Raw genomic sequence first — 21,468 nt, 5'->3', positions numbered from 1 at the left:
CCCTTCTCCTTGCTTTACGGCGCCGCCTCGTTTGTGACCTGGTTCATCCAGGCTTGTCGGCCATGACCACCACGACCTTCACCGCCGGCGACGGAACCACCCTGGCCCTGCACGAGCTCGGCCAGGGCGAGCCGCCGGTCTGCCTGCCGGGCGGGCCGATGTCGGCGACCTGGGCGGGCTGTCGGAGGAGCGGCGCCTGGTCATGCTCGATCTGCGCGCGCACTCCGCCGGCGCCAACCTCGCGGTCCTCTATACCGCCCGCCACCCCGAACGCGTCCGGTCGCTGACGCTGGTCACGCCCAGCGTGTTCGCGGTCGGCCTGATGCCGTCGGGGCGCGGCGGCGCGGGTTCGCCATGCTCAGGAAGGACGAGCCCGGGGTCGTGCGGGAGACGGCCCGGTTGTTCCCGCGCGCGGTCATGGCGGTCCAGCCGGGCGCCGGGCATTTCCCTGGCTGGACGACCCTCAGGCGTTCCTCCGGTTCATGCGGGAGTCGTGAGCACCCGCAGCAGGTGTGTCACCTCGCGGGCCACCGCCTCGCGGCCGGCCTTGAGGTACTTGCGGGAGTCGACCACCTTCTCGTCGCCTGCCAAGTAGTCGCGGACCGCGCCGGTGAACGCCTTGTTGAGGTGCGTGGCTATGTTGATCTTCTTCATGCCCTGCCGTACCGCGGCGCTCAGGGTCTCGTCGGGCACGCCGGACGAGCCGTGCAGCACCAGCGGGACCGGCACCGCCGCGTGCAGTTCGGCGATCAGGCCCAGGTCGAGGACGGCGTCCTTCGTGGTCATGGCGTGCGAGCTGCCGACCGCGACGGCCAGGGCGTCCACGCCGGTGCGGGCCACGTAGCCGACCGCCTCGTGCGGCTTGGTGCGCGCGCCGGGCGCGTGCACGCCGTCCTTGCCGCCGACCTCGCCGAGCTCGGCCTCCACCCAGACACCCCGCTCATGGCAGTACGCCGCCACCTCGGCCGTGACCCGCACGTTCTCCTCGTCGGGCAGCGCCGAGGCGTCGAACATCACCGACCCGATCCCCAGCTCCACCGCCTCCTCCACCAGCTCACGCCGCGTGGCGTGGTCCAGGTGAACGGCCACGGGCACCTTGGCCAGCTCGGCCACGGCCAGCGAGGCGCGGGCGATGGGCGCGAGGGCGCCGTGGTAGCGGACGCAGTTCTCGCTGATCTGCAGGACCACCGGCAGGCCCAGGGCCTCGGCGCCGGCCACGATGGCGGTGGCGTGCTCAAGCTGGATCACGTTGAACGCGCCGACGCCGGCGGGGGAGCTGGCGATGATGTCGCCGATTCCGGCGAGGGGCATGACGGGCTCCTTCAGGTCGGGATGTCCCGGCAGGAACCGGGGCGTTTTGCTGGGTCGTGCGGGTCTGCTGGGTCGTGCGGGCCAGGTGGATCGACCAGGTCGGGCGGGCTTACGGATCCGTCGAACGGGCGGGCGGACGGCCTGGTCGGGCGGACCTACGGATCCGTCGAACGGGCGGGCGGCCAGGTCGGGGTGGGCGGGTGAAGTTAGGAAATATCGATCTTTGGGTGGATGTCGGTGTAGACGTTGCGGTCGAAGTCTCCTGCCACCGGTGCGGCGACCGCGGCGGCGCCGAGGGCCGCGGCCCGGCGCAGCCGTTCCGGCCAGGCCGCCGCCTCGACCAGGCCCAGCGCCAGCCCGGCCACGAGCGCGTCGCCCGCGCCCGTCGGGTTCCCCGCCACCGTGTACGGCATGCGGGCCCGGAAGTCCCCCTCCGGCGTGACGGCCAGCAGGCCGTCCTTGCCCATGGAGACGACCACCGACTCGGCGCCACGGGAGCGCAGGGCCTGGGCGCCTTCGGCCGGGGTACCGCCGGGTACCGCCCTGGCCAGCTCCTCGTGGTTGGGCTTGACGATCGTGGGCCGTCCGGTGGGAGCGTGGCGCAGCGGCTCACCGTCGGCGTCGACGATGGCGGGCACGCCGTGGCGGGCGGCGATCCGGGCCAGCGTGGCGTAGAAGTCGGCGGGCACGCCTCCGGGCAGGCTCCCCGAGATCACGACCGCATCGGCCGCTTGGACCCGCGTTTCATACGACATCACGAAATTTCGTAGCTCTTCGGGCGTCACCTCGGGCCCCGGCTCGTTGAACAACGCCGTCCGGCCCGCGGCGGGCACCGCCGTACCCACCGAACCTCCCGCACCCGAGGGATCTCCCGCACCCGGCAGACCCCCCACACCCGAGGGATCTCCCCCGCCCGGCAGATCCCCCGCGCCTGAAGGATCTCCCGCGCCCGACGGAGCCGCAGGGTGTGCGGAGATGACCAGCGTGGCGCGGGACTCGCCCGCGATCGGTGTGAAGGCGTGCGCGAGCCCAGCGGAGTCCAGGTCGGACAGGACCGCCTGGCCGGTCGGGCCGCCCGCGAGGCCCACGGCCAGCACGTCGTGACCGAGCGCGGCCAGCACCCGGGCCACGTTGACGCCCTTGCCACCCGCCCGCCGGTGAACCGCCGAGACGCGGTTGACGCCGTCCCAGTCCACGGCTCCGACCCGGTAGGTGGTGTCCAGGGCGGCGTTGAGGGTGACAGTGACGATCATCAGGGCTCCGTGATCCAGATTCCGCGCCGCATCACGCCCTCCACCTCAAGGTCGGAGGAGAGCACCACCAGGTCGGCGAACTTGCCCGCGGCGATCGTGCCGAGCCGGTCCGACAGCCCGAGCACGCGTGCCGGGGTCGCCGAGGTCACGCTCACGGCCTCGGGCAACGTGAGCCCGGCCATCCGTACCGCGCGCCGGAACGCGACGTCCATGGTGAGCGTGCTGCCCGCGATCGTGCCGTCGGTGGCCAGCCGGGCCACGCCGCCGGCCACGTTGACGTCCATGGCGCCGAGCTTGTAGACGCCGTCGGACAGGCCGGTGGCCATCATGGCGTCGGTGATGAGCGCGGTACGGCCCGGCCCCGCGACGTCGAAGGCCAGCTTGATCATCGCCGGGTGCACGTGCACCCCGTCGTTGATCAGCTCGACGGTCACCCGCTCGTCCTCCAGCAGCGCGGCGATCGGCCCGGGGGCGCGGTGGCCCAGCCCGGGCATCGCGTTGTACAGGTGGGTGGCGACGCTGCCGCCCGCCTCGATCCCGGCCTGCGTCTGCTCGAACGTCGCGTCGCTGTGCCCGATGGCGGCGATCACGCCGGAGCCGACGGCCTCGCGGATGGTGTCGAGCGCACCGGGCAGTTCCGCGGCGATCGTGACCATGCGCACATGTCCGCGCCCGGCCTTCACCAGCCCGGCGAACTCCCCCGGCGACGGGTCGCGCAGCGCGGCCGGGTCGTGCGCGCCGCAGCGGTCCTTGGAGATGTAGGGACCCTCGAAGTGGATCCCGGCCAGCAGCCCATCGTCACACAGCTCGGCCAGCGACGCCGCCGCGGCGGCGAGGCCGGCCACGGGCCCGCTGACCAGGCTGGCCACCATCGTGGTGGTGCCGTGCTTCTCGTGCAGGGCGATCGCGTCGCGCGCGGTCTCCTGGTCGCCGGTCGGGAAGGAGCCGCCCGCACCGCCGTGGTTGTGGATGTCCACGAACCCGGGCACGACGTGGCGTCCGCCAAGACTGTGACCATCACGCGGAGCCGGGCCCTGGCCGACGTGCGTGACCCGGCCGTCCTCGATGGTCAGCCACCCGTCGTGAACCCCCTCGGGGCTCACGATGCGGGCGTCGGAGAGAGTGACGGATGCAGTGATGCTCATGAAGAAAGGATCACAGATCGCGTGAGGTGCAGGGGCTCGTCCGGGTTGAGCCCACGGGCGAAGGCGCGCGCGACGGCCACGCGCTGGGCGCGGACGAGTTCGGCCATCGGGTCCAGGTCGGACTCGAAGAACCCGCCGCCGGTGGCCTCGACCTGCTCACGCAGTCCTTCCGGGGCGGAGCCGAGCATCCAGGTGACCCGGCCGGGTCCGGCGATGCTGATCGGGCCGTGGCGGTACTCCATGGCCGGGTACGCCTCGGTCCACGACCGGGACGCCTCGCGCATCTTCAGCGCCGCCTCCTGGGCCAGGCCCACCGACCAGCCGGAGCCGAGGAAGCTGAACTGCTCGGCCTCGACCAGCTCGCCGGGCAGCGGTGCGGCGACCGCCTGCGCGACGTCGGCGATCGCCTGCGTGAGGTCCTCGCCGAGGCTCGCCCGGAGCATGGCGAGCTGGGTGGTCGCGAAGCGGGTCTGCACGACGGACTTCTCGTCGGCGTAGTCGAGCACGATCACCTGCTCGGCCGCGCTCATGATCGGGGTGTTCGGGTCGGCGGTGATCGCCGTGGTCCTGGTGTCGCCGAGCTTGCCGAGCAGTTCCAGCACCTCGGTGGTGGTGCCGGAGCGGGTGAGCGCGAGCACGCGGTCGTAGCGGCGTCCGGTGGGCGCCTCGGAGGCGGCGAACGCGTCCGTCTCGCCCAGCCCGGCCCGCTCGCGCAGCGTTGCGTAGGCCATCGCGATGAACCAGGAGGTCCCGCAGCCGACGACGGCGACGCGCTCTCCCGGTCGCGGCAGCGCGTCGACGGGCACGTTCTCGACGGCACGGCGCCAGCATTCGGGCTGAGAGGCGATCTCTGCCTCGGTGTGGGTGGTCACCACTTACCTCCGCGGGGGGTGATTGTTTCTGCGTTTTTTATACCAGAATGGAGCAGGAAACTGCACTGTTCGCTCTGACCTCCCTGGTTGTGCCACGCTTGCTCCTGACGGATCACCTAGGAGGCAAATCGTGTCCAGGTATGACAGATGGAACGCGATTCTCGAATTGCTCGCCCAGGAGGGCCGTCTCTCCGTAGAGGAAGCTGCCCAGGCGCTCGAGGTCTCCACCGCCACCATCCGCCGCGACTTCGATCAGCTCGCCCAGCAGCAGATGCTCATGCGCACGCGGGGCGGCGCCGTGGCCCAGAGCGTCAGCTACGACCTGCCGCTGCGCTACAAGACCGCCCGGCACGCCGACGAGAAGCACCGCATAGCCGCGGCCGCCGCCGAACTCGTCAACCCCGGCGCCGTCATCGGCCTCAACGGCGGAACCACCACCTCGGAACTGGCCCGCACGCTGGCCACCCGTTCGACGCTGGAGTCGGGCTTCACCATCGTCACCAACGCGCTGAACATCGCCTCGGAACTGACCGTCCGCCAGCACGTCAAGATCGTGGTGACCGGCGGAGTGGCCCGCCAGCAGTCCTACGAACTCATCGGCCCGCTGGCCGGAGGCGTCCTGGACCAGGTCACCCTCGACGCGGCGTTCCTCGGCGTGGACGCGCTCGACGCCGAACTCGGCGCCTCGGCCCACCACGAGGGCGAGGCCAGCGTCAACCACCTGCTCGTCAGCCGCGCCGCCCAGGTGGTGGTGGTCGCCGACTCCTCCAAGATCGGCAAGCGCGCCTTCGCCCGCATCTGCCCCCTGTCCGAGATCGACACCCTCGTCACCGACGAACAACTCTCCGACGCCCTCTTCGACCAACTCTCCGAAGCCGGCGTCAAGGTAATCCGCGCCTGACGCGCCGTTCGGGCGCCTATCGGTTTCGTCCGCGCGCCGTTCGGGCGCCCATCCGTTACGGCAAGCCGCCCCACCGCCACCCGCCGTCGTGCGCGGACGCCGATCGTGGGGATCGCTTCCCACGTCGGACGTGGTCCCCGCCGCAACGGCCCACGTTGCCCCTTCAAGGCCCGAACCCTTGGCCTTGGCTCCCCCGAAGGTCTCCTACGACCGCGCTCCCGTTTACAACCGCCCCCGTTTACGGCCGGGCCCCCGTTTGCCCCGAACCGCGCCGCCCGAGGGCGGCCTGAGTGTCAGCCTGCCGCGCCGTCCTTGAGGCGTTCGTGCGCCTCGTCCCAACCGGCCGGGGCGGCGGCCGTCCAGAACTCGAACGTCGATGCCGCCATGCTGCTCTTGTACGCCTGGACGATGCCCCGGTGCGGTTGCGCCCCGGCGAACGCGCCGAGCGCCGCGCGGTCCGTCCACGCCGACAAGGTCCAGAAGGTCTTCCTGAACGGCGCCGCCTTCAACGTGGCCCCCACCGCCCCCGCGCTGCGCCGGGCCTGCAACAGCATCCGCATCGCCTGAAGCAGGAACCCGGGCACCTGGGCCAGGCTCTTCAGCTCGAACCGGGACGCCATCACCTGCACGTCGCCCGTGTGGCCGGCGGCGGGCCCCGGCACCCAAGGAGTGATCATGTCGCACCTCATCTCATTTAAATTAGATAGTAGCACTATCTAATGAGATGTCAACGGCCGATCAGGCGCTCCACCAGCGCGTCGACCAGCTCGTGCGCCTCCTGCTCGGAGAAGAGGTCCGGCAGCGTCAGCCGTTCCATGATCAGCCAGTTGAGCGCGAGCATCAGCGTCACCACCGTGGTGGAGTCGCCCGGCAGCCCGGAGGCGACGTGATTGGCGATGTTCTGGTCGACGTCGGCGCGGATGCGTTTGGTGACGACCTCGCGTAGTTCGGGGCGGCGCGTCGACTCCAGGCGCAGTTCGAGCAGCGCCAGGAATCCGGTGTTGAAGGCCATGACCCGATCGACCAGCTCGTGCATGAGCCGGGCGAAGTGCGCGCGGTCCTGATCCCCCACGTCCAGCTGGGCCATGGTCTCGTCGTCGGGCAGCAGCCGCTCGTAGATACGCCCACCGGCCTGGGTCAGCAGGTCGTCGCGACTGGTGAAGTAGTTGGACGCGGTGCCCGTCGGCACCTCTGCCGCCGCGTCGACCGCGCGGAACGTCAGCCCGCGCGCCCCCTCCTTGGCCAGCACCTCGATGGCGGCGTCGACCAACGCCTGCCGCCGCTCCGGATTCTTCCGCACTTGACACCACTCCACTTGTAGTACTACGTTGAAACCACTTCAAACAGAGTACTACACACGGAGTTCAAAAATGCGAAAGCTTGTCTACTACGTCGGCGTCTCCATCGACGGCTACATCGCCGGCCCCGCCAACCAGTGGGACTTCTACCCGCTCTCCGACCAGATGTCGGCCTGGATCAACGCCCGCTACCCCGAGACCCTGCCCACGCACGTACGCGCGCACGTCGGCCTCGAAGGCGCACCCAACCAGCGCTTCGACACCCTCGTGATGGGCCGCGGCACCTACGACCCCGCTCTGGAGATCAATGTCACCAGCCCGTACGCCCACCTGCGCCAGTACGTCGTCTCCACCACCCTGGGAAAGATCGACGACCCCACCGTCGACCTGGTCACCGAGGACCCCATCGGGCTGGTCAGGCGCCTCAAGGCCGAGGACACCGGCATGGACGTCTGGCTGGCCGGCGGCGGCAAGATCGCGGCCAGCGTGCTCCCGGAGATCGACGAGCTGATCATCAAGAGCTACCCGGTCGTGGCCGGCGACGGCGTCCCGGCCTTCTCCGGCGGCTTCGACCCGACGCTGTTCACGCCCACCCAGCGCGAGAGCTTCGACAACGGGGCCCAGGTCACCTGGTACACCCGTGGCTAGCCGTACACGGAAAAGGACCCGCACCCCGAGGGGGCGGGTCCTTCGTGTCGCGAACGTCAGCGCTGCACCGGCGCGACCACGACCTCCACGCGCTGGAACTCCTTGATGTCGGAGTAGCCGGTGGAGGCCATCGTGCGCTTCAGCGCGCCCATGAGGTTCATCGAGCCGTCGGCCACGCTGGAGGGACCGTGGAGGATCTGCTCCAGTGTGCCCACCGTGCCGAACTCCACCCGGCGCCCGCGCGGCAGGTCGGGATGGTGGGCCTCCGAGCCCCAGTGGAACCCGTGGCCCGGCGCCTCGGCCGCCCTGGCCAGCGGCGAACCCACCATGACCGCGTCGGCGCCGCAGGCGATCGCCTTGGCGATGTCACCGGAGGTGCCCATGCCGCCGTCGGCGATCACGTGCACGTACCGGCCGCCGGACTCGTCCATGTAGTCGCGGCGGGCGGCGGCCACGTCGGAGATGGCCGTGGCCATCGGCACCGCCACGCCCAGCACGTTGCGGGTGGTGTGGGAGGCGCCGCCGCCGAAGCCGACCAGCACGCCGGCCGCGCCGGTGCGCATGAGGTGCAGCGCCGCCGTGTGGGTGGCGCAACCGCCGACGATCACCGGGACGTCGAGCTCGTAGATGAACTGCTTGAGGTTGAGCGGCTCGGCCTTGCCCGAGACGTGCTCGGCCGAGACGGTGGTGCCGCGGATGACGAAGATGTCGACGCCCGCGTCGATGACCGTCTTGTGGTACTGCACGGTGCGCTGCGGTGACAGGCGCACGGCGGCGGTGACACCGGAGGCGCGGATCTCCTCGATACGCCGGCCGATCAGCTCTTCCTTGATCGGCGCCGCGTAGATCTCCTGGAGCCGCTTGGTGGCCGCGGCCGAGTCGAGCGCGGCGCACTCCTCCAGCAGCGGCGACGGGTCCTCGTAACGGGTCCAGAGCCCTTCGAGGTCGAGCGGCGCCAGGCCGCCGAGGCGGCCGATCTCGATCGCGGTCGCCGGCGAGACGACACTGTCCATGGGCGCGACCACGACAGGCAGCTCGAACCGGTAAGCGTCGATCTGCCAGGCGATCGAGACCTCTTCCGGGTCACGGGTACGCCGCGAGGGCACGAGGCCGATCTCGTCGAGCGCGTACGCCCGGCGGCCCGTCTTGCCCCGGCCGATCTCCACCTGAGTCATGTTTTACCTTCTGTGGTAGTTGGGAGCCTCAACGGTCATCTGGATGTCGTGCGGGTGGCTCTCCTTGAGGCCCGCCGCGGTGATCGGCATGAGCTCGCAGTCGGAGTGCATCTGCGCGATCGTGCGGCATCCTGAGTACCACATACCCTGGCGCAAACCGCCCACGAGCTGGTGGGCCACCGCCGAGACCGGGCCGCGGTAGGGCACCTGTCCCTCGATGCCCTCCGGGATGTACTTGTCCTCGCCGCCGACGTCCGCCTGCGCGTAGCGGTCCTTGCTGAAGGACATGCCGCCGCGCTCGCGGTTGCGGACCGCGCCGAGCGAGCCCATGCCGCGGTAGGACTTGAACTGCTTGCCGTTGATGAAGATCAGCTCGCCCGGGGACTCCTCGCACCCGGCGAGCAGCGAACCCAGCATGACCGCGTCGGCACCCGCCGCGATGGCCTTGCTGATGTCGCCCGAGTACTGCAGGCCGCCGTCGCCGATCACCGGCACACCCGCGGGACCACAGGCCAGCGAGGCCTGATGGATGGCGGTGACCTGCGGCGCTCCCACACCGGCCACGACGCGGGTGGTGCAGATCGAGCCGGGGCCCACGCCCACCTTGACCGCGTCCGCACCCGCGTCGACGAGCATCTGCGCGCCCGCCCTGGTGGCGATGTTGCCGCCGATCACGTCGACCTTGCTGTTGGCCTTGACCGTGGCGATCATGTCGGCGAGTCCCTTGGAGTGGCCGTGGGCCACGTCCACCACGACGACGTCGACACCGGCCTCGATCAGCGCCTTGACCCGCAGCTCGGCGTCGGGGCCCACGCCCACCGCCGCGCCCACGACCAGGCGGCCGCCCGCGTCCTTGGTGGCCAGCGGGTACTGCTCGCTCTTGGTGAAGTCCTTGACCGTGATGAGCCCGCGCAGCCGGCCGTCGCCGTCGATCAGCGGCAGCTTCTCGATCTTGTTGCTGCGCAGGAGCGAGAAGGCGTCGTCACGCGACACGCCCACCGGCGCCGTCACCAGCGGCATGGGCGTCATGACCTCGCGCACCGGGCGGCTCTGGTCGGTCTCGAAGCGCATGTCACGGTTGGTGACGATGCCGACGAGGGTGCCGTCGCGGTCGGTGACGGGCACGCCCGAGATCCGGTACGTCGCGCACAGCTTCTCGACGTCGGCCAGCGTGTTGTCCGGAGTACAGGTGACCGGATTTGTCACCATCCCCGCCTCCGACCGCTTGACCAGGTCGACCTGCTGGGCCTGCTCCTCGATCGAGAGGTTGCGGTGCAGGATGCCGATGCCGCCCTGCCGGGCCATGGCCACCGCCATGCGCGCTTCGGTCACCGTGTCCATGGCCGCGGAGACCAGCGGAATGGCGAGCGTGATGTTGCGCGACAGCTGCGTGACGGTCTCCGCCTCGCCCGGTTGGAGATCCGAATACCCCGGCACGAGCAGCACGTCATCGAAGGTCAACCCCGTTTGGGTGAATTTGGACATGCTGCGGCCCCCTCCTGCCAATGCGCTGATGCGACAAGTTTAGAGCCTGTCTGCAAACGGAACCGCGCGGGTCCGGAAGATGGGGGTGAGAACGCGCCGGGGGGACGATGACCCCCACGGACCGCCGTCTCCCCGGCGCATCCGGAGAGGCACAAAAGTGCCGGAGGAACCGGCCGGTCGGTGATCCGCCCGGTTCCTCCGGCCACCGGCATCTGGTCGGACGCGCTCTACGCCACCGAACCCCCCTCCGCGTCCTGATGGCCGCGTCGCCCGACCCTTGATGCCGACGCTGGGTTAAGCCTGCGTTACTCATGGGCACACCGCAATGTGAAAACGTGCAATTGCACGAAGTTGCACCCCCGCCGAAGGAGTCGGAGCAACACCCGGACAGAGGTCCGGTGCCGAGTTATTCTCGCCGCACGCCCGTGTCCCCCCTACGGAGCCCCCCACATGCGTAACGAGCCCGCCACCGTTTCCGATCCACTCGAGACGCTGGGCCTCGACCCGGCACAGACCGCGCTGTACACCGCGGTCCTACGCCTGCACCGCGCCACGCTGGCCGAGCTCGCCGAGGCCATGGACGGCCCGGCCGACAGGGTCGGCAGGCAGCTCGAGGACCTCGTCCGGCTGGGCGTGGTGGACGAGCGGTCCGGCGAGTACCTCGCCCGGCACCCGGCCGCCGCCCTCGGCCGGCTCATCGCCGAGCGGCTGGACCGGCTGGCCGAGGAGAGCCGGCGCATCGACTCCGCCCTGGGCTCGATCCGCGGCCTCATCCACGACTACGACGCCGGCCGCCACTACCAGAGTGGTCCCTTTCCGGTCGAACTGGTCAGCGGGGCCGACGTGCTCTACGAGAGCGTGGTCGGCATGGCCGTACAGGCTCCTCCGCTGGAGTTGCTGATCGCCATCCCCGACGAACGCACCATGACCGACTTCGTCCGCAAGTTCGCCGACCCCTGGATCGACGCCCAGCGACGCCGCCTGCTCAGCATGCGCGCGGTGATCCCGGTGGCCACCCTGGCCCTGCCGGGCGTCCGCGACCAGCTCACGCGCCTGCTGGAGTCCGGCGGAAGGGTCCGCACGCTCGACCGGGTACCCAGCTGGTTCATGACAGCGGGCCCCGAAGCCGCCGGCCTGCCCGCTCTGTGGGGCGGCGGCCTGCCCGACCACGCGTACAACTTCTACCTCGTCCGCGCGCCCATCGTGGTCGGCGTCCTGCGCTCGCTCTTCGAGGAGTTGTGGAGCCGCTCGGTACCTCTGCCGTGGGGGCGGCGGGGCGACGGCATGGTCCAGGTGCTGCGGCTGGCCGCGCAGGGCATGTGCGACGACTCGATCGCCCGGCAGCTCGGCGTCTCGGTCCGCACCGTCCGCGCCCGCTTCGCCGACGCGATGGCCGAACTGGGGGCACAGTCCCGCTTCCACGCCGGCGTCGAAGCCTCCCGCCGCGGCTGGCTCGGCTGACCACCTTTCCGGTACGGCCGCTTTCCGGTACGGCCGCTTCCGGTACGGCCCGCGCCCTCCGTCCCGGACCCCGGAGCCGACCGTCAACCCGAGCGGGCGACCCGAACCAGGAGGAACCAACCGCCGACCCGACGGGCCCACCCCGGACCGGAGAAGCCGACCATCAGCCCGCGGGGGGCCATCCGGACCGGAGAAGCCAACGGATCTGAGCGTCGGGAGACCCTGGGCCCGGCCAGTGCTTTGGCAGGGAGTTTGCCGGTATTTCGGGAGCTGTGGTCCCGGGGTGAATGCGGCACAAGGGGTCGGTGCGGTGCTTATTAGTGCCCAGGCTGCGTTAGGTCACTATGGTGGAAAGGTGCTGGAAGACGTCCCCCGCGACCCGTTCGCGGACGATCCGAACGATCCTTCCTCCGCCATGGGCGAATTCGACGACCCGGAGCCGCTGACGGCGGCCGAGCGCGACGAGGCCATCACCGACCTCGCCGACGTGGAGGTCTTTCGCTCGCTGCTGGAGCCCCAGGGCGTCCTCGGACTGGTCCTCGACTGCCCGGAATGCGGCGAACAGCACTTCTTCGACTGGGAGCTGCTCCGCGGCAACCTCCGCCAGATGATCGACAAGGGCCGCCCGCAGGTACACGAGCCCGCCTTCCACCCCGACCCCGCCGACTACGTGACCTGGGAGTACGCGAGGGGCTACGTCGACGGCGTCATGGACACCGAAGAGCGCCGCTGATCGTCGAGGTCATGCCGCAACGCCGCCAGCAGCCGTAGCGCCGGATCCGTCGCGTCAGGCTGATACCCGAGCGCCAGAGCATCCAGAAACGCGTCCGTCTGCTCCTCGGCCGTCAACCCGCCGAGTTCCCACTCTCCGGCCACCGCCGTGACGGACCGCCGTTCCCCGGCGGCCGGCTCCGCGAAGTCCCGCGCCCCCGCCGCCGGACCTCCGTGTACCGGCAAGCCCTCGGGCGAAGGGCCGTCCGAGAGCCTGGGTGAACGTCCGGTCGTGCCGTCAGCCGCCACACGGGCCGAGCCGCCGGATGACGGATCGGCCGGGACCTGGGGCGACGGGTCGGTTGAGCTCGGGGGCGTCCGGTCGCCGTACGCGGCCGCGCCCTCCACGTGTTCCTCCGGCGTCAAGCCGACTCCAGCTCGGCCATCTGCCGCAACCTGGCCAGCGCCCGATGCTGGGCGACGCGGACCGCTCCTGGTGACATGCCGAGTACATTACCGGTCTCTTCGGCCGACAGTCCTGACACCACCCGCAGCAGCAGGAGTTCGCGCTGGTTGGCGGGCAGCCGGGCCAGCAACCTGCGCGCGTGCTCGACCTCGATGTAGCGGACCACGGTCTCTTCTGGCCCCGGGCCCTCGTCGGGCCCGTCAGGAAGATCCTGCGTGGGTACGGCGGAGCGGACCGAACTCCGCAACGCGTCGGCCACCTTGTGCGAGGCGATGCCGAAGACGAAGGAGGCGAAGGGCCGGCCCATGTCCCGGTAGCGCGGCAGTGCGGACAGCACCGCGATGCAGACCTCCTGGGCCACGTCATCCGCAATGTGATATTGCCCAGAAACCCGGCCCAGCCGGGCGCGGCAATAGCGCACCACCATCGGCCGCAACTCGCCGAGCAGGGATTCGATCGCAGAACGATCGCCCGCAACGGCGAGGCTCGTCAGTTCTCTTAGGTCGGAGTCATCCGTCCGTGCCGGAAGTCTCGACGCGAGCCTTACCCCAATTTTGGCGTCGGCGACGCTTCCCTCGCTCACGTTAGGCATGATGCCCGCCCTGGTCCGGCCTGTCGTCATGGCGAACGGCTACGGATTGGTCACATTGAAGAGACGATAACTACCCGTAATCGGACGACCACACTAAGCCTTTCTATGGAGTCGGAATATTTCACCCGATTCCCCGAAATGCGCGAAAATTGTCACGGGCGCGAGACGCTTTACTCCATAGGTTGGTTTACCGCAATAACCCAACTTTCCACATCTGGACATCCACCAGCCGCCGCCTCTCCGCCACCCCTACGCATGAGATCGCCCACTGGGCCCCATGCGCTACATACGCCTCATGCCTATAAAAGCTCGCATGCAGGCATTAACCACCCAGTCGGGCATGATACGCGCGTAACGGCGGCCGGCCCCGCATCACCGGAGGAGCGTCACCCTGGACGGAGCCCGGCCCTGTGCGGCGGGTGGGGGTGGGGCGGCTGGGCCGTAAGGGAAGGGCCGCAGAACGCACCCCAGCCCCGCCAGGGGCGTCCCCAGCACAGACGCCCACCCCGAGAACCCGCCGTCAGCCCGAACGACCGCCCCCACCGACGACGTGCCGCCCGAAACGGACCCCAGCCCGGCAAGAACAGACCCAAGCCCTGGAAGGGCACAACCCACAGAAGACGGCCCGCAAGGGAAACGGCCCGCAGGACGGCACACGACGGGAACCGGCACGGGAAGCCGCGCGCAAGACGCCACGCGACGGGAAACGGCACAGGGAAGCGGCGCACAGGACGGCACGAACGCGAAACGGCCCGCACTGGCGAGCGGTGCGGGCCGTTTCGACCTCAACGGGCCTTGGCGACCTTGAGAGGTCAGTGGCGATCCGGGAAGCGGTCAGTGGCCGTGGCCGTGACCGTGGCCGCCGCCCGCGGCGGGAGCCTCCTCCTCGGGCTTGTCGACCACCAGGGCCTCCGTCGTGAGCAGCATGCCGGCGATGGACGCCGCATTCTGCACCGCCGAGCGGGTGACCTTGACGGGGTCGATGACGCCCTGGTCGATCAGGTTGCCGTACTCGCCGGTCGCGGCGTTGAGGCCGTGGCCCGCGGACAGCTCCGCCACCTTGTGGGTGACGACGTAGCCCTCAAGGCCGGCGTTCTCGGCGATCCAGCGGGTCGGCTCGACCAGCGCGCGGCGGACGACGCCCACGCCAGTGGCCTCGTCCCCGGTGAGGCCGAGGTCGTCCAGCTCCTTGCCGACGTGGATCAGCGCGGTGCCGCCGCCGGAGACGATGCCCTCCTCGATCGCGGCGCGCGTCGCAGAGATCGCGTCCTCGAGACGGTGCTTCTTCTCCTTGAGCTCGACCTCGGTGGCGGCGCCGACACGCAGCACGCACACACCGCCGGCCAGCTTGGCCAGGCGCTCCTGCAGCTTCTCGCGGTCCCAGTCGGAGTCGGACTGCTCGATGGCGAGCTTGATCTCCTTGACCCGGTCCTCGATCGCCTGCGCGTCGCCGGCGCCGTCCACGATGGTGGTGGCGTCCTTGGTGACGACGATGCGGCGGGCCGTGCCGAGCACCTCGAGACCGACGTGCTCCAGCTTGAGCCCGACCTCCTCGGCGACGACCTGGCCGCCGGTGAGGATGGCCATGTCCTGGAGCATCGCCTTGCGACGGTCACCGAAGCCCGGGGCCTTGACGGCCACGGAGGTGAACGTGCCGCGGATCTTGTTGGTGACCAGGACGGCCAGGGCCTCGCCCTCGACGTCCTCGGCGACCACGAACAGCGGCTTCTTGGTCTGGGCGACCTGCTCCAGCAGCGGCAGGAAGTCCGCGATGGAGGCGATCTTGCTCTGGGTGAGCAGCACGTAGGCGTCCTCCAGGACGGCCTCCATGCGCTCGGGGTCGGTCACCATGTACTGCGACAGGTAGCCCTTGTCGAACTGCATGCCCTCGGTGAACTCGAGCTCCATGCCCATGGCGTTGGACTCTTCGACCGTGAGGACGCCGTCCTTGCCCACCTTGTCGAACGCCTCGGCGATGAGGTCGCCGATCTTGGCGTCCTGGGCGGAGATCGTCGCGACGTTGGCGATCTCCTTCTTGTCGCCGACCTCGCGGGCGCTGGCGATCAGCTTGTCGCTGATGGCCTTGGCGGCCTTGTCGATCCCGCGCTTCAGCGACAGCGGCGAGGCGCCGGCGGCGACGTTGCGCAGACCTTCGCGGACCATGGCCTGGGCCAGGACGGTCGCGGTGGTGGTGCCGTCACCCGCGATGTCGTTGGTCTTGGTGGCCACTTCCTTGGCGAGCTGGGCGCCGAGGTTCTCGTAGCGGTCTTCCAGCTCGATCTCGCGAGCGATGGTCACGCCGTCGTTCGTGATCGTCGGAGCACCGAACTTCTTGTCGATGACGACGTTACGGCCACGCGGGCCGAGGGTTACCTTCACGGCGTCCGCGAGGGCGTTGACGCCGCGCTCAAGAGCGCGCCGCGCGTCCTCGTCGAACTCCAGGATCTTCGCCATTTGGTTGAAAGTCCTCTCCTAGCGTCGAAAGCCCCGGTCGCCTCTGCTGAGAGCTGCGTCCGGGGCCCGACACATACCGGCTTACTTCTCGATGATCGCGAGAACGTCGCGGGCGGAGAGCACGAGGTACTCCTCGCCGCCGTACTTGACCTCGGTGCCGCCGTACTTGCTGTAGAGGACGATGTCGCCCTCGGAGACGTCAAGCGGAATCCGCTTGTCGCCGTCCTCGTCCCAGTTGCCCGGGCCCACCGCGAGGACCTTGCCCTCTTGCGGCTTCTCCTTGGCGGTGTCTGGGATGACCAGGCCGGAAGCGGTGGTCTGCTCGGCCTCAAGCGGCTGGACCACAATGCGGTCGCCGAGCGGCTTAACGGGAACCTTAGTGGCGGTCGTCACGATCGGACCTCCCCTTCAGATTTGAATGATCTAGAAGAGGCGACCAGCGGGGCCTGCCGTCGCGGGTGGTAGACCTGCCTCGTCGCACGTTGGCACTCTCAAGGGGAGAGTGCCAACACGAAACATATGCAAGAGGGGCTTGACAGTCAACACGAACCGGCTCAGCGCGCGTAAGAGCCTTCCCGCAGCTCGGAGACGATACCCGGCCTGCTGGGGGCCCATCCGAGTGCCGCACGGGTTCGCGCAGAGCTGACACGCTGGCTGAGCGCGAGCGCTTCGGCGAACGGCAGACCCACGACCCGCGCCGCCTCCTCCACCGGCAACGACAGCACGTCCGCGCCCTCATCGACCCCCGCCGACCGGGCCGCGGCCGAGGCCACCCGGGCCAGCGGCACGTGGTCCTCCGCGATCCCGTGGTAGATCGCGCCGGGCCGCCCCTTCTCCACCGCCGTCACGATCAGGTCGGCCAGGTCGTCCACGTGCACGAACGTCGAGCCTTCCCCGCCCTCGCCCACGTGCACCCCGCGCCCGCGCTCGGCCGCCCAGCCGCGCAGCATCGCCGCGATACCGCCGCCGCGCCCGTGCACCAGCCCCGGCCGCACCACCACGCCGCCCGCGCCGAGCACCAGATCCTCCACCTTCGGCCGGTACCCGACGATCGGGATCGGGTCGGTCGCGCTCTCCTCGTGCCCGTCCTCGGTCGCGCCGAGGACCCATACGCCGCTCACGTACACCACCGGCCTGCCCGCGCCGAGCAGCGCCCCGATCACCTGGAGGTCGGTCGCCTCGTCGCCGGTGAGCTGCGCCGCGTGCACGACCGCGTCGACGTCCGGCGTCACGGCCGCGGTGATCGACGCCGCGTCGGACAGGTCCCCATGCCTCTCCTCCGGTACGGCGGGCAGCCGCCTGCCCCCGTCCTCGGCCGGCCGTACCAGGGCCACGACCTCATGACCGCGCCCGGTGAGCTCCTCGACGAGCGCGCCGCCGATGTACCCCGTCGCGCCCAGCACCAGAACCTTCATCGCTCTTCCACCCCAAACACTTCGACATTGAAACTTTCGACGTGGTGGACAGTAGCCCGGACCCTCGAACATTTCAACCTCGAAGTTTTTGATAGTGTGCAGCCATGCGAGACGCAGTGGACGCGATCACGAACCAGTGGGCCGCCGCCCGCCCCGACGTGGACGTGAGCCCGATGGGCGTGGTGGGCCGCCTGTCGCGTGCCTCGCGCCTGCTGGAGCGGGGCATCAAGGAGTTCTTCGCCGAGCACGGGCTGGAGCCGTGGGAGTTCGACATGCTCGCCACGTTGCTGCGCGGCAACCCGGAGCACACCATGTGCATGAAGGACCTGGCCGCCTCCGCCCTGGTCAGCCCCGGCGCCCTGACCAACCGCATGGACCGCCTGGTGGAACGCGGCCTGGTGCGCCGCTGGCCGCTGGAAAGCAACCGCCGCATGGTCCTGGTGGCGCTGACCGAGGAGGGCGAACGCCTGGCCGGCGACCTCCTGGCCCTCCACGTGGCCAACGAGGCCCGGCTCCTGTCCGCCCTCACCCCCGCCGACCAGAAAACCCTGGCCGAAACCCTCCGCAAACTCCTGGTCTCCCTGGGCGACACGGAGCTGTGAATGGGGGAACATCTCTCCTAGAGGAAAGCGCAGCAGAATGTGGTTCGATGACCACGAACGGCGACGACACCGACCTTACAGTGAGTGATGTGACCGCCACGATGGACCGCACGAGAGACGTACTCGCGAACTGGCCCTATCCGCCGGACGGCGGCTGGACGTCCGACGATCTCGATCTCCTGCCTCAGGACGGGCCCAACGGCGAGCTGGACCTCTTCAAGCGCGTCGAACTCATTGACGGAGCCCTCATCCTCATGTCCCCCCAACGCAACTTCCACGAGTATGTGATCTCCAACCTGCGAGGCATGCTCAAAGCGCAGGCTCCCGCACATCTGCGGCCGAGCACGCAGATGACCATCCGCATCGACAGGTGGCAGCGTCCAGACCCTGATGTGCTCGTCGTCGACGCCGACGCCTCAAGAGACATGGCCCGCACTGCCTTCCAGGCCAAGGAAGTACACCTCGTCGTCGAGGTCGTCTCCCCCGAGTCCGAGCATCGCGACATCCACGTCAAGCCGAAGATCTACGCCGGCGCCGGGATCCGGCACTTCTGGATCATCGAGGAAGAGCGCGGCCAGCCGGTCGTGCACGTCTACGAACTCGACGAGGCGACGAGCTTCTACTCAGGCATCGGCATCTTCCGCGACAAGCTCCAGCTCCAGCTCCCCTTCCCCATCACCATCGACATCGCCGACCTGCTGACCTGAGCGCGTGCACTAACGTCGGATGACGTGGACCTCGACGCCTTCCTCGGCCTGCTGACGCCCCGTGGCCGCAAAGCTCTGGACGAGGCGGTCGAGCTGAGCGGGAGCGATCCGGTCAAGGCGGCCACGCGGCTCAGGAAGACCTACGACAGCGCGCTCACCTCGGCCGCACTCACCCAGGCCGGGCTCAGGGCGCGGGCGGTGGCGAAGTTCGGGGACGACGCCCGGCTCATGTACTTCACGCCGCACGGCCTGGAGCAGTCCACCCGGGCCGAGGTGGCGGCGCATCGGGCGCGGCGGCTGACCGCGGCGACCCAGGGGCCCGCCCGGGTGGTGGACGCCTGCTGCGGCATCGGCGGGGACGCGCTGGAGCTCGCGCGGGCCGGACATCGGGTGGACGCGGTCGAGCTCGATCCGCTCACCGCCGCCGTGGCGCGGGCCAACGCCGAGGCGCTGGGGGTCGGGGATCGGGTACGCGTGCGGGTGGGGGACGCGGCGGAGGTGGCCCCCGAGGAGTACGACGCGCTGTTCGCCGATCCGGCCCGCCGTACCGCCAGGGGAAGGACGTTCGATCCGCAGGCCTACTCGCCGCCCTGGCCGGTGGTCATGGATCTGGTCGGGCGGGCGCGGGGGTCGTGTCTGAAGGTGGCGCCGGGGATTCCGTACGAGTACATACCGGAGGCGGCCGAGGCCGAGTGGGTTTCGTACAAGGGGGAGGTCAAGGAGGCGGCGCTCTGGACTCCCGGGCGGGCGGGGCGCAGGGCGACGCTGCTGCCGGGCGGGCAGACGCTCACGCCCACGGGCGCGCCGGCGGCGGTGGGCGAGCTCGGCCGGTACGTCTACGAGCCCGACGGGGCGGCGATCCGTGCCCATCTGGTGGGCGAGGTGGCCGAGATGGTGGGCGGGCGGCTGGCGGATCCGATGATCGCCTACATCACCGGGGACGAGCCGGTGGACACGCCCTGGGCGGCCAGGTATGAGGTGGACGAGGCGCTGCCGTTCTCGCTGAAGCGGCTGCGGGCGGCACTCCGGGCCCGCGAAATAGGAAATGTCACCATCAAGAAGCGCGGCTCCGCCGTGGACATCGAACGATTGCGGCGAGACCTGAGACTTTCCGGTGACAAGTCAGGAGTAATCATCCTCACGCGGATTATGAACCAACCTTTTGTTCTCATCTGCCTGGGGCTCCCACCTGCATAAATGACAAAACAGGATCTTTTCCAGTCACCCCGACGGACCTTGATCCAAAGGCTAAGGTGGACGCGCGGGAGTTCTCCCCCCTATAGCGGATTACCGCGTTCTCCTTCAGTCATTGCATACCGGACCTATCCCACCGCTGCGCGGCACTCCGTCGGCGAGTGAAGGAGCTTTCGGTGGATCATTCCAATCACACCACCCTTTTGCAGGCAGGCGGCCAGACCGCCATATCCGACAGGATGCGGGAGCTACTCGCGCGCGCCGCCCAGGACCACGTCTACGAGCAGCGCACCCAAGGGGCCGTACTCGACGAGATCCGCCAGCGGCTCGAAGGCATGGAGTGGCTGCTGCGCGAGGTGCGCGAGCGCGAGCTCGGCGGGCTGAGCGGCACGCTCGAGTCCGTGAGCGGCCGCCTCGACGACATCTCCGCCAAGCCGCCGGTCTGGGCCGAGGGACTGGCCCAGCACGTGGAGGCGGTACGCGACCACGTCGACGCCGTCGGCGAGCAGATCGGCAACGTCGACGCCCGCGTCGAGAACGTCAGCCAGCGCGTCAGCCCCGTCATCGAGCTGCCCAGCCTGTGGGCGGACGTCGGCACGGTCGGCGAGAGCGTCGATGAGGCGCTCAAGCGGCTGCAGACGGTGCTCGACGGCACCGAGGGCATCGCCAAGCGGCTCGGCGACTTCGCAGGCAGACTCGGCCAGCTCAACTCCAGCATGGAGGCGGCGGCCAACCGTTTCACCAGGCTCGACAAGTCCATCGGCGAGCTCACGGCCCGCACCGAGCGGGTCGAGGGCGGCATGACCGACCTGTCCGACACCCTCACCGCCCGCATCGGCACGGTCGGCGAGGAGCTCAGGAGCGCCGTCGAGCAGGTCGGCGCGAGGGTCGAGACGGCGGAGGAGCGCCTGTCCGGCCGCCTCGACGGCCTCGACAGCCGGGTCGACCGGGTCGACGGCCGCCTCATCGCCGTCGACGGCCGGCTCAACAGCGTCGATGGCCGCATCGAGACCGCCGACGAGTGCCTGGCCGACATCGACACCCGCCTCGACGGCATCGACGGCAGGGTCGGCGGCGTCGACAACCGCCTCGTCGGGCTCGACAACCGCGTCGTCGGCCTCGACAACCGCGTGGCCGGGCTCGACAAGCGCGTCGGCGAGCTCGACACCCACATCGGCGACCTCGACAACCACATGGGCAAGCGCATCGGCGACCTCGACGGCCGGGTCGACGCCCGCTTCGAGACGCTCGACGGGCGGGTCACCATCGTCGACGAGTGGCTGGCCGCCGCCGACCAGCACCGCTCCGACACCGCCACGCGTACCGAGGGCCGCTTCAACAAGCTCGACAACGCCTTCGAATCCCTCGACGAGCGCCTCGGCGAGGTCGAGGAGCACGTGGTCGCCCGCTTCGACGGCGTGGACACCCAGCTCACCCGCGGCACCGAGCAGCTGGAGGGCGTCGACGACCGGGTCGAGGCGGTCAACCAGCGCGTCGGCCAGCTCCCCGCGACGCTGGCGATCGCCGAGCGGGTGGGCGAGCTGCTCGACTCGCAGACGACCGAGCAGGTCAAGCGCTTCGACGCCATCGACGAACGCCTGGCCGCCGCCTCCGCCGAACTCTCGGCCACGATCGAGGCCCGCCCGGACCGCGACGAGCTGACCCAGTCCGTCACGGACGCCTCCACCGACCTCACCAAGCGCCTCGGCGCCTTGGAGGAGACCATGCTCGCCCTCGCCGAGGCGCTCCTCCGCCCGACGCGTTCCAAGGACTAAGGG

At 69.9% G+C, this 21,468-nt stretch carries 22 protein-coding genes; 8 read left to right on the top strand and 14 right to left on the bottom strand.

The genetic code is table 11. From position 1 onward, the window contains the following. Nucleotides 1-43: 43 nt before the first annotated feature. From ACIBKY_RS01375 to ACIBKY_RS01355, 5 genes are all read right to left on the bottom strand, one after another. On the bottom strand, nucleotides 44-223 hold the full coding sequence (locus ACIBKY_RS01375; RefSeq protein WP_397093509.1) for a hypothetical protein: 180 nt from the start codon (nucleotides 221-223) through the stop codon (nucleotides 44-46). A gap of 257 nt (nucleotides 224-480) precedes the next feature. Further along, a complete protein-coding gene (locus tag ACIBKY_RS01370) occupies nucleotides 481-1,311 on the bottom strand; it encodes a ketose-bisphosphate aldolase (RefSeq protein WP_397093507.1) in 831 nt (276 codons plus the stop codon). 206 nt (nucleotides 1,312-1,517) lie between these two features. Next, nucleotides 1,518-2,564 (bottom strand): 1-phosphofructokinase family hexose kinase, encoded by a 1,047-nt coding sequence (locus ACIBKY_RS01365; RefSeq protein WP_397093506.1) that lies wholly within the window; start codon nucleotides 2,562-2,564, stop codon nucleotides 1,518-1,520. Continuing rightward, nucleotides 2,564-3,709 carry an N-acetylglucosamine-6-phosphate deacetylase gene (nagA, locus tag ACIBKY_RS01360; RefSeq protein ID WP_397093504.1) on the bottom strand — a complete coding sequence of 382 codons (1,146 nt, stop codon included), beginning with the start codon at nucleotides 3,707-3,709 and terminating at the stop codon, nucleotides 2,564-2,566. The genes ACIBKY_RS01365 and nagA overlap by 1 nt, the downstream gene beginning before the upstream one ends. Continuing rightward, nucleotides 3,706-4,581: an SIS domain-containing protein gene (locus ACIBKY_RS01355; protein ID WP_397093502.1), complete on the bottom strand. Its 876-nt coding sequence runs from the start codon at nucleotides 4,579-4,581 to the stop codon at nucleotides 3,706-3,708. The genes nagA and ACIBKY_RS01355 overlap by 4 nt, the downstream gene beginning before the upstream one ends. Before the next feature lie 130 nt (nucleotides 4,582-4,711). Here ACIBKY_RS01355 and ACIBKY_RS01350 point away from each other — a divergent pair, with 130 nt between their 5' ends. Next, entirely contained in the window at nucleotides 4,712-5,482 is a 771-nt protein-coding gene (locus tag ACIBKY_RS01350; protein WP_397093501.1) for a DeoR/GlpR family DNA-binding transcription regulator, read from the top strand. 293 nt (nucleotides 5,483-5,775) lie between these two features. Here ACIBKY_RS01350 and ACIBKY_RS01345 read toward each other — a convergent pair whose 3' ends face one another. Then, a complete protein-coding gene (locus ACIBKY_RS01345) occupies nucleotides 5,776-6,159 on the bottom strand; it encodes a hypothetical protein (protein ID WP_397093500.1) in 384 nt (127 codons plus the stop codon). Between the two features lie 50 nt (nucleotides 6,160-6,209). Beyond that, entirely contained in the window at nucleotides 6,210-6,782 is a 573-nt protein-coding gene (locus tag ACIBKY_RS01340) for a TetR/AcrR family transcriptional regulator (protein WP_397093498.1), read from the bottom strand. Between the two features lie 70 nt (nucleotides 6,783-6,852). On the opposite strand from ACIBKY_RS01340, the gene ACIBKY_RS01335 reads away from it, so the two are divergent. Then, nucleotides 6,853-7,428, top strand: coding sequence for a dihydrofolate reductase family protein (locus tag ACIBKY_RS01335; protein WP_397093497.1), 576 nt, complete (start codon nucleotides 6,853-6,855; stop codon nucleotides 7,426-7,428). Between the two features lie 56 nt (nucleotides 7,429-7,484). On the opposite strand, the gene ACIBKY_RS01330 is transcribed toward ACIBKY_RS01335, so the two are convergent. Both ACIBKY_RS01330 and guaB read right to left on the bottom strand, forming a co-directional pair. Further along, nucleotides 7,485-8,603 carry a GuaB3 family IMP dehydrogenase-related protein gene (locus ACIBKY_RS01330; protein ID WP_379614429.1) on the bottom strand — a complete coding sequence of 373 codons (1,119 nt, stop codon included), beginning with the start codon at nucleotides 8,601-8,603 and terminating at the stop codon, nucleotides 7,485-7,487. 3 nt (nucleotides 8,604-8,606) lie between these two features. Next, a complete protein-coding gene (guaB, locus tag ACIBKY_RS01325) occupies nucleotides 8,607-10,088 on the bottom strand; it encodes an IMP dehydrogenase (protein WP_397093494.1) in 1,482 nt (493 codons plus the stop codon). 450 nt (nucleotides 10,089-10,538) lie between these two features. On the opposite strand from guaB, the gene ACIBKY_RS01320 reads away from it, so the two are divergent. Together ACIBKY_RS01320 and ACIBKY_RS01315 are read left to right on the top strand one after the other, a co-directional pair. After that, nucleotides 10,539-11,549 (top strand): LuxR C-terminal-related transcriptional regulator, encoded by a 1,011-nt coding sequence (locus ACIBKY_RS01320; RefSeq protein ID WP_397093493.1) that lies wholly within the window; start codon nucleotides 10,539-10,541, stop codon nucleotides 11,547-11,549. Nucleotides 11,550-11,904: 355 nt separating this feature from the next. Then, the gene (locus ACIBKY_RS01315; protein WP_379614437.1) at nucleotides 11,905-12,282 is read left to right on the top strand and encodes a DUF5319 domain-containing protein; all 378 of its coding nucleotides are present in this window, start codon (nucleotides 11,905-11,907) and stop codon (nucleotides 12,280-12,282) included. Here ACIBKY_RS01315 and ACIBKY_RS01310 read toward each other — a convergent pair. The 5 genes from ACIBKY_RS01310 to ACIBKY_RS01290 form a co-directional block, all read right to left on the bottom strand. Beyond that, nucleotides 12,243-12,686 (bottom strand): hypothetical protein, encoded by a 444-nt coding sequence (locus ACIBKY_RS01310; protein WP_397093492.1) that lies wholly within the window; start codon nucleotides 12,684-12,686, stop codon nucleotides 12,243-12,245. The two genes, ACIBKY_RS01315 and ACIBKY_RS01310, sit on opposite strands and share 40 nt — an antisense overlap. Continuing rightward, nucleotides 12,683-13,318 (bottom strand): sigma-70 family RNA polymerase sigma factor, encoded by a 636-nt coding sequence (locus ACIBKY_RS01305; protein WP_184958018.1) that lies wholly within the window; start codon nucleotides 13,316-13,318, stop codon nucleotides 12,683-12,685. The genes ACIBKY_RS01310 and ACIBKY_RS01305 overlap by 4 nt, the downstream gene beginning before the upstream one ends. 834 nt (nucleotides 13,319-14,152) lie before the next feature. Further along, entirely contained in the window at nucleotides 14,153-15,772 is a 1,620-nt protein-coding gene (gene groL / locus ACIBKY_RS01300; protein ID WP_397093490.1) for a chaperonin GroEL, read from the bottom strand. Nucleotides 15,773-15,853: 81 nt separating this feature from the next. Next, a complete protein-coding gene (groES, locus tag ACIBKY_RS01295; RefSeq protein WP_197093639.1) occupies nucleotides 15,854-16,168 on the bottom strand; it encodes a co-chaperone GroES in 315 nt (104 codons plus the stop codon). Nucleotides 16,169-16,326: 158 nt separating this feature from the next. Beyond that, nucleotides 16,327-17,187 carry an NAD-dependent epimerase/dehydratase family protein gene (locus tag ACIBKY_RS01290; protein ID WP_397093488.1) on the bottom strand — a complete coding sequence of 287 codons (861 nt, stop codon included), beginning with the start codon at nucleotides 17,185-17,187 and terminating at the stop codon, nucleotides 16,327-16,329. A gap of 104 nt (nucleotides 17,188-17,291) precedes the next feature. Here ACIBKY_RS01290 and ACIBKY_RS01285 point away from each other — a divergent pair, with 104 nt between their 5' ends. From ACIBKY_RS01285 to ACIBKY_RS01270, 4 genes are all read left to right on the top strand, one after another. Continuing rightward, nucleotides 17,292-17,789, top strand: coding sequence for a MarR family winged helix-turn-helix transcriptional regulator (locus tag ACIBKY_RS01285; protein WP_397093487.1), 498 nt, complete (start codon nucleotides 17,292-17,294; stop codon nucleotides 17,787-17,789). Nucleotides 17,790-17,878: 89 nt separating this feature from the next. Then, nucleotides 17,879-18,496, top strand: coding sequence for a Uma2 family endonuclease (locus ACIBKY_RS01280; protein ID WP_397093485.1), 618 nt, complete (start codon nucleotides 17,879-17,881; stop codon nucleotides 18,494-18,496). Between the two features lie 24 nt (nucleotides 18,497-18,520). Continuing rightward, nucleotides 18,521-19,693, top strand: coding sequence for a methyltransferase domain-containing protein (locus tag ACIBKY_RS01275; protein WP_397093484.1), 1,173 nt, complete (start codon nucleotides 18,521-18,523; stop codon nucleotides 19,691-19,693). Nucleotides 19,694-19,866: 173 nt separating this feature from the next. Beyond that, nucleotides 19,867-21,465: a hypothetical protein gene (locus ACIBKY_RS01270; RefSeq protein ID WP_397093482.1), complete on the top strand. Its 1,599-nt coding sequence runs from the start codon at nucleotides 19,867-19,869 to the stop codon at nucleotides 21,463-21,465. Nucleotides 21,466-21,468: the final 3 nt, after the last annotated feature.

Origin of the sequence: Nonomuraea sp. NPDC050394, assembly GCF_044459065.1 — a bacterium.
Classification (GTDB): Bacteria; Actinomycetota; Actinomycetes; order Streptosporangiales; family Streptosporangiaceae; genus Nonomuraea.
Note: the sequence above shows the minus strand (reverse complement) of the source record. Positions and strands in the feature narration are given on the sequence as shown.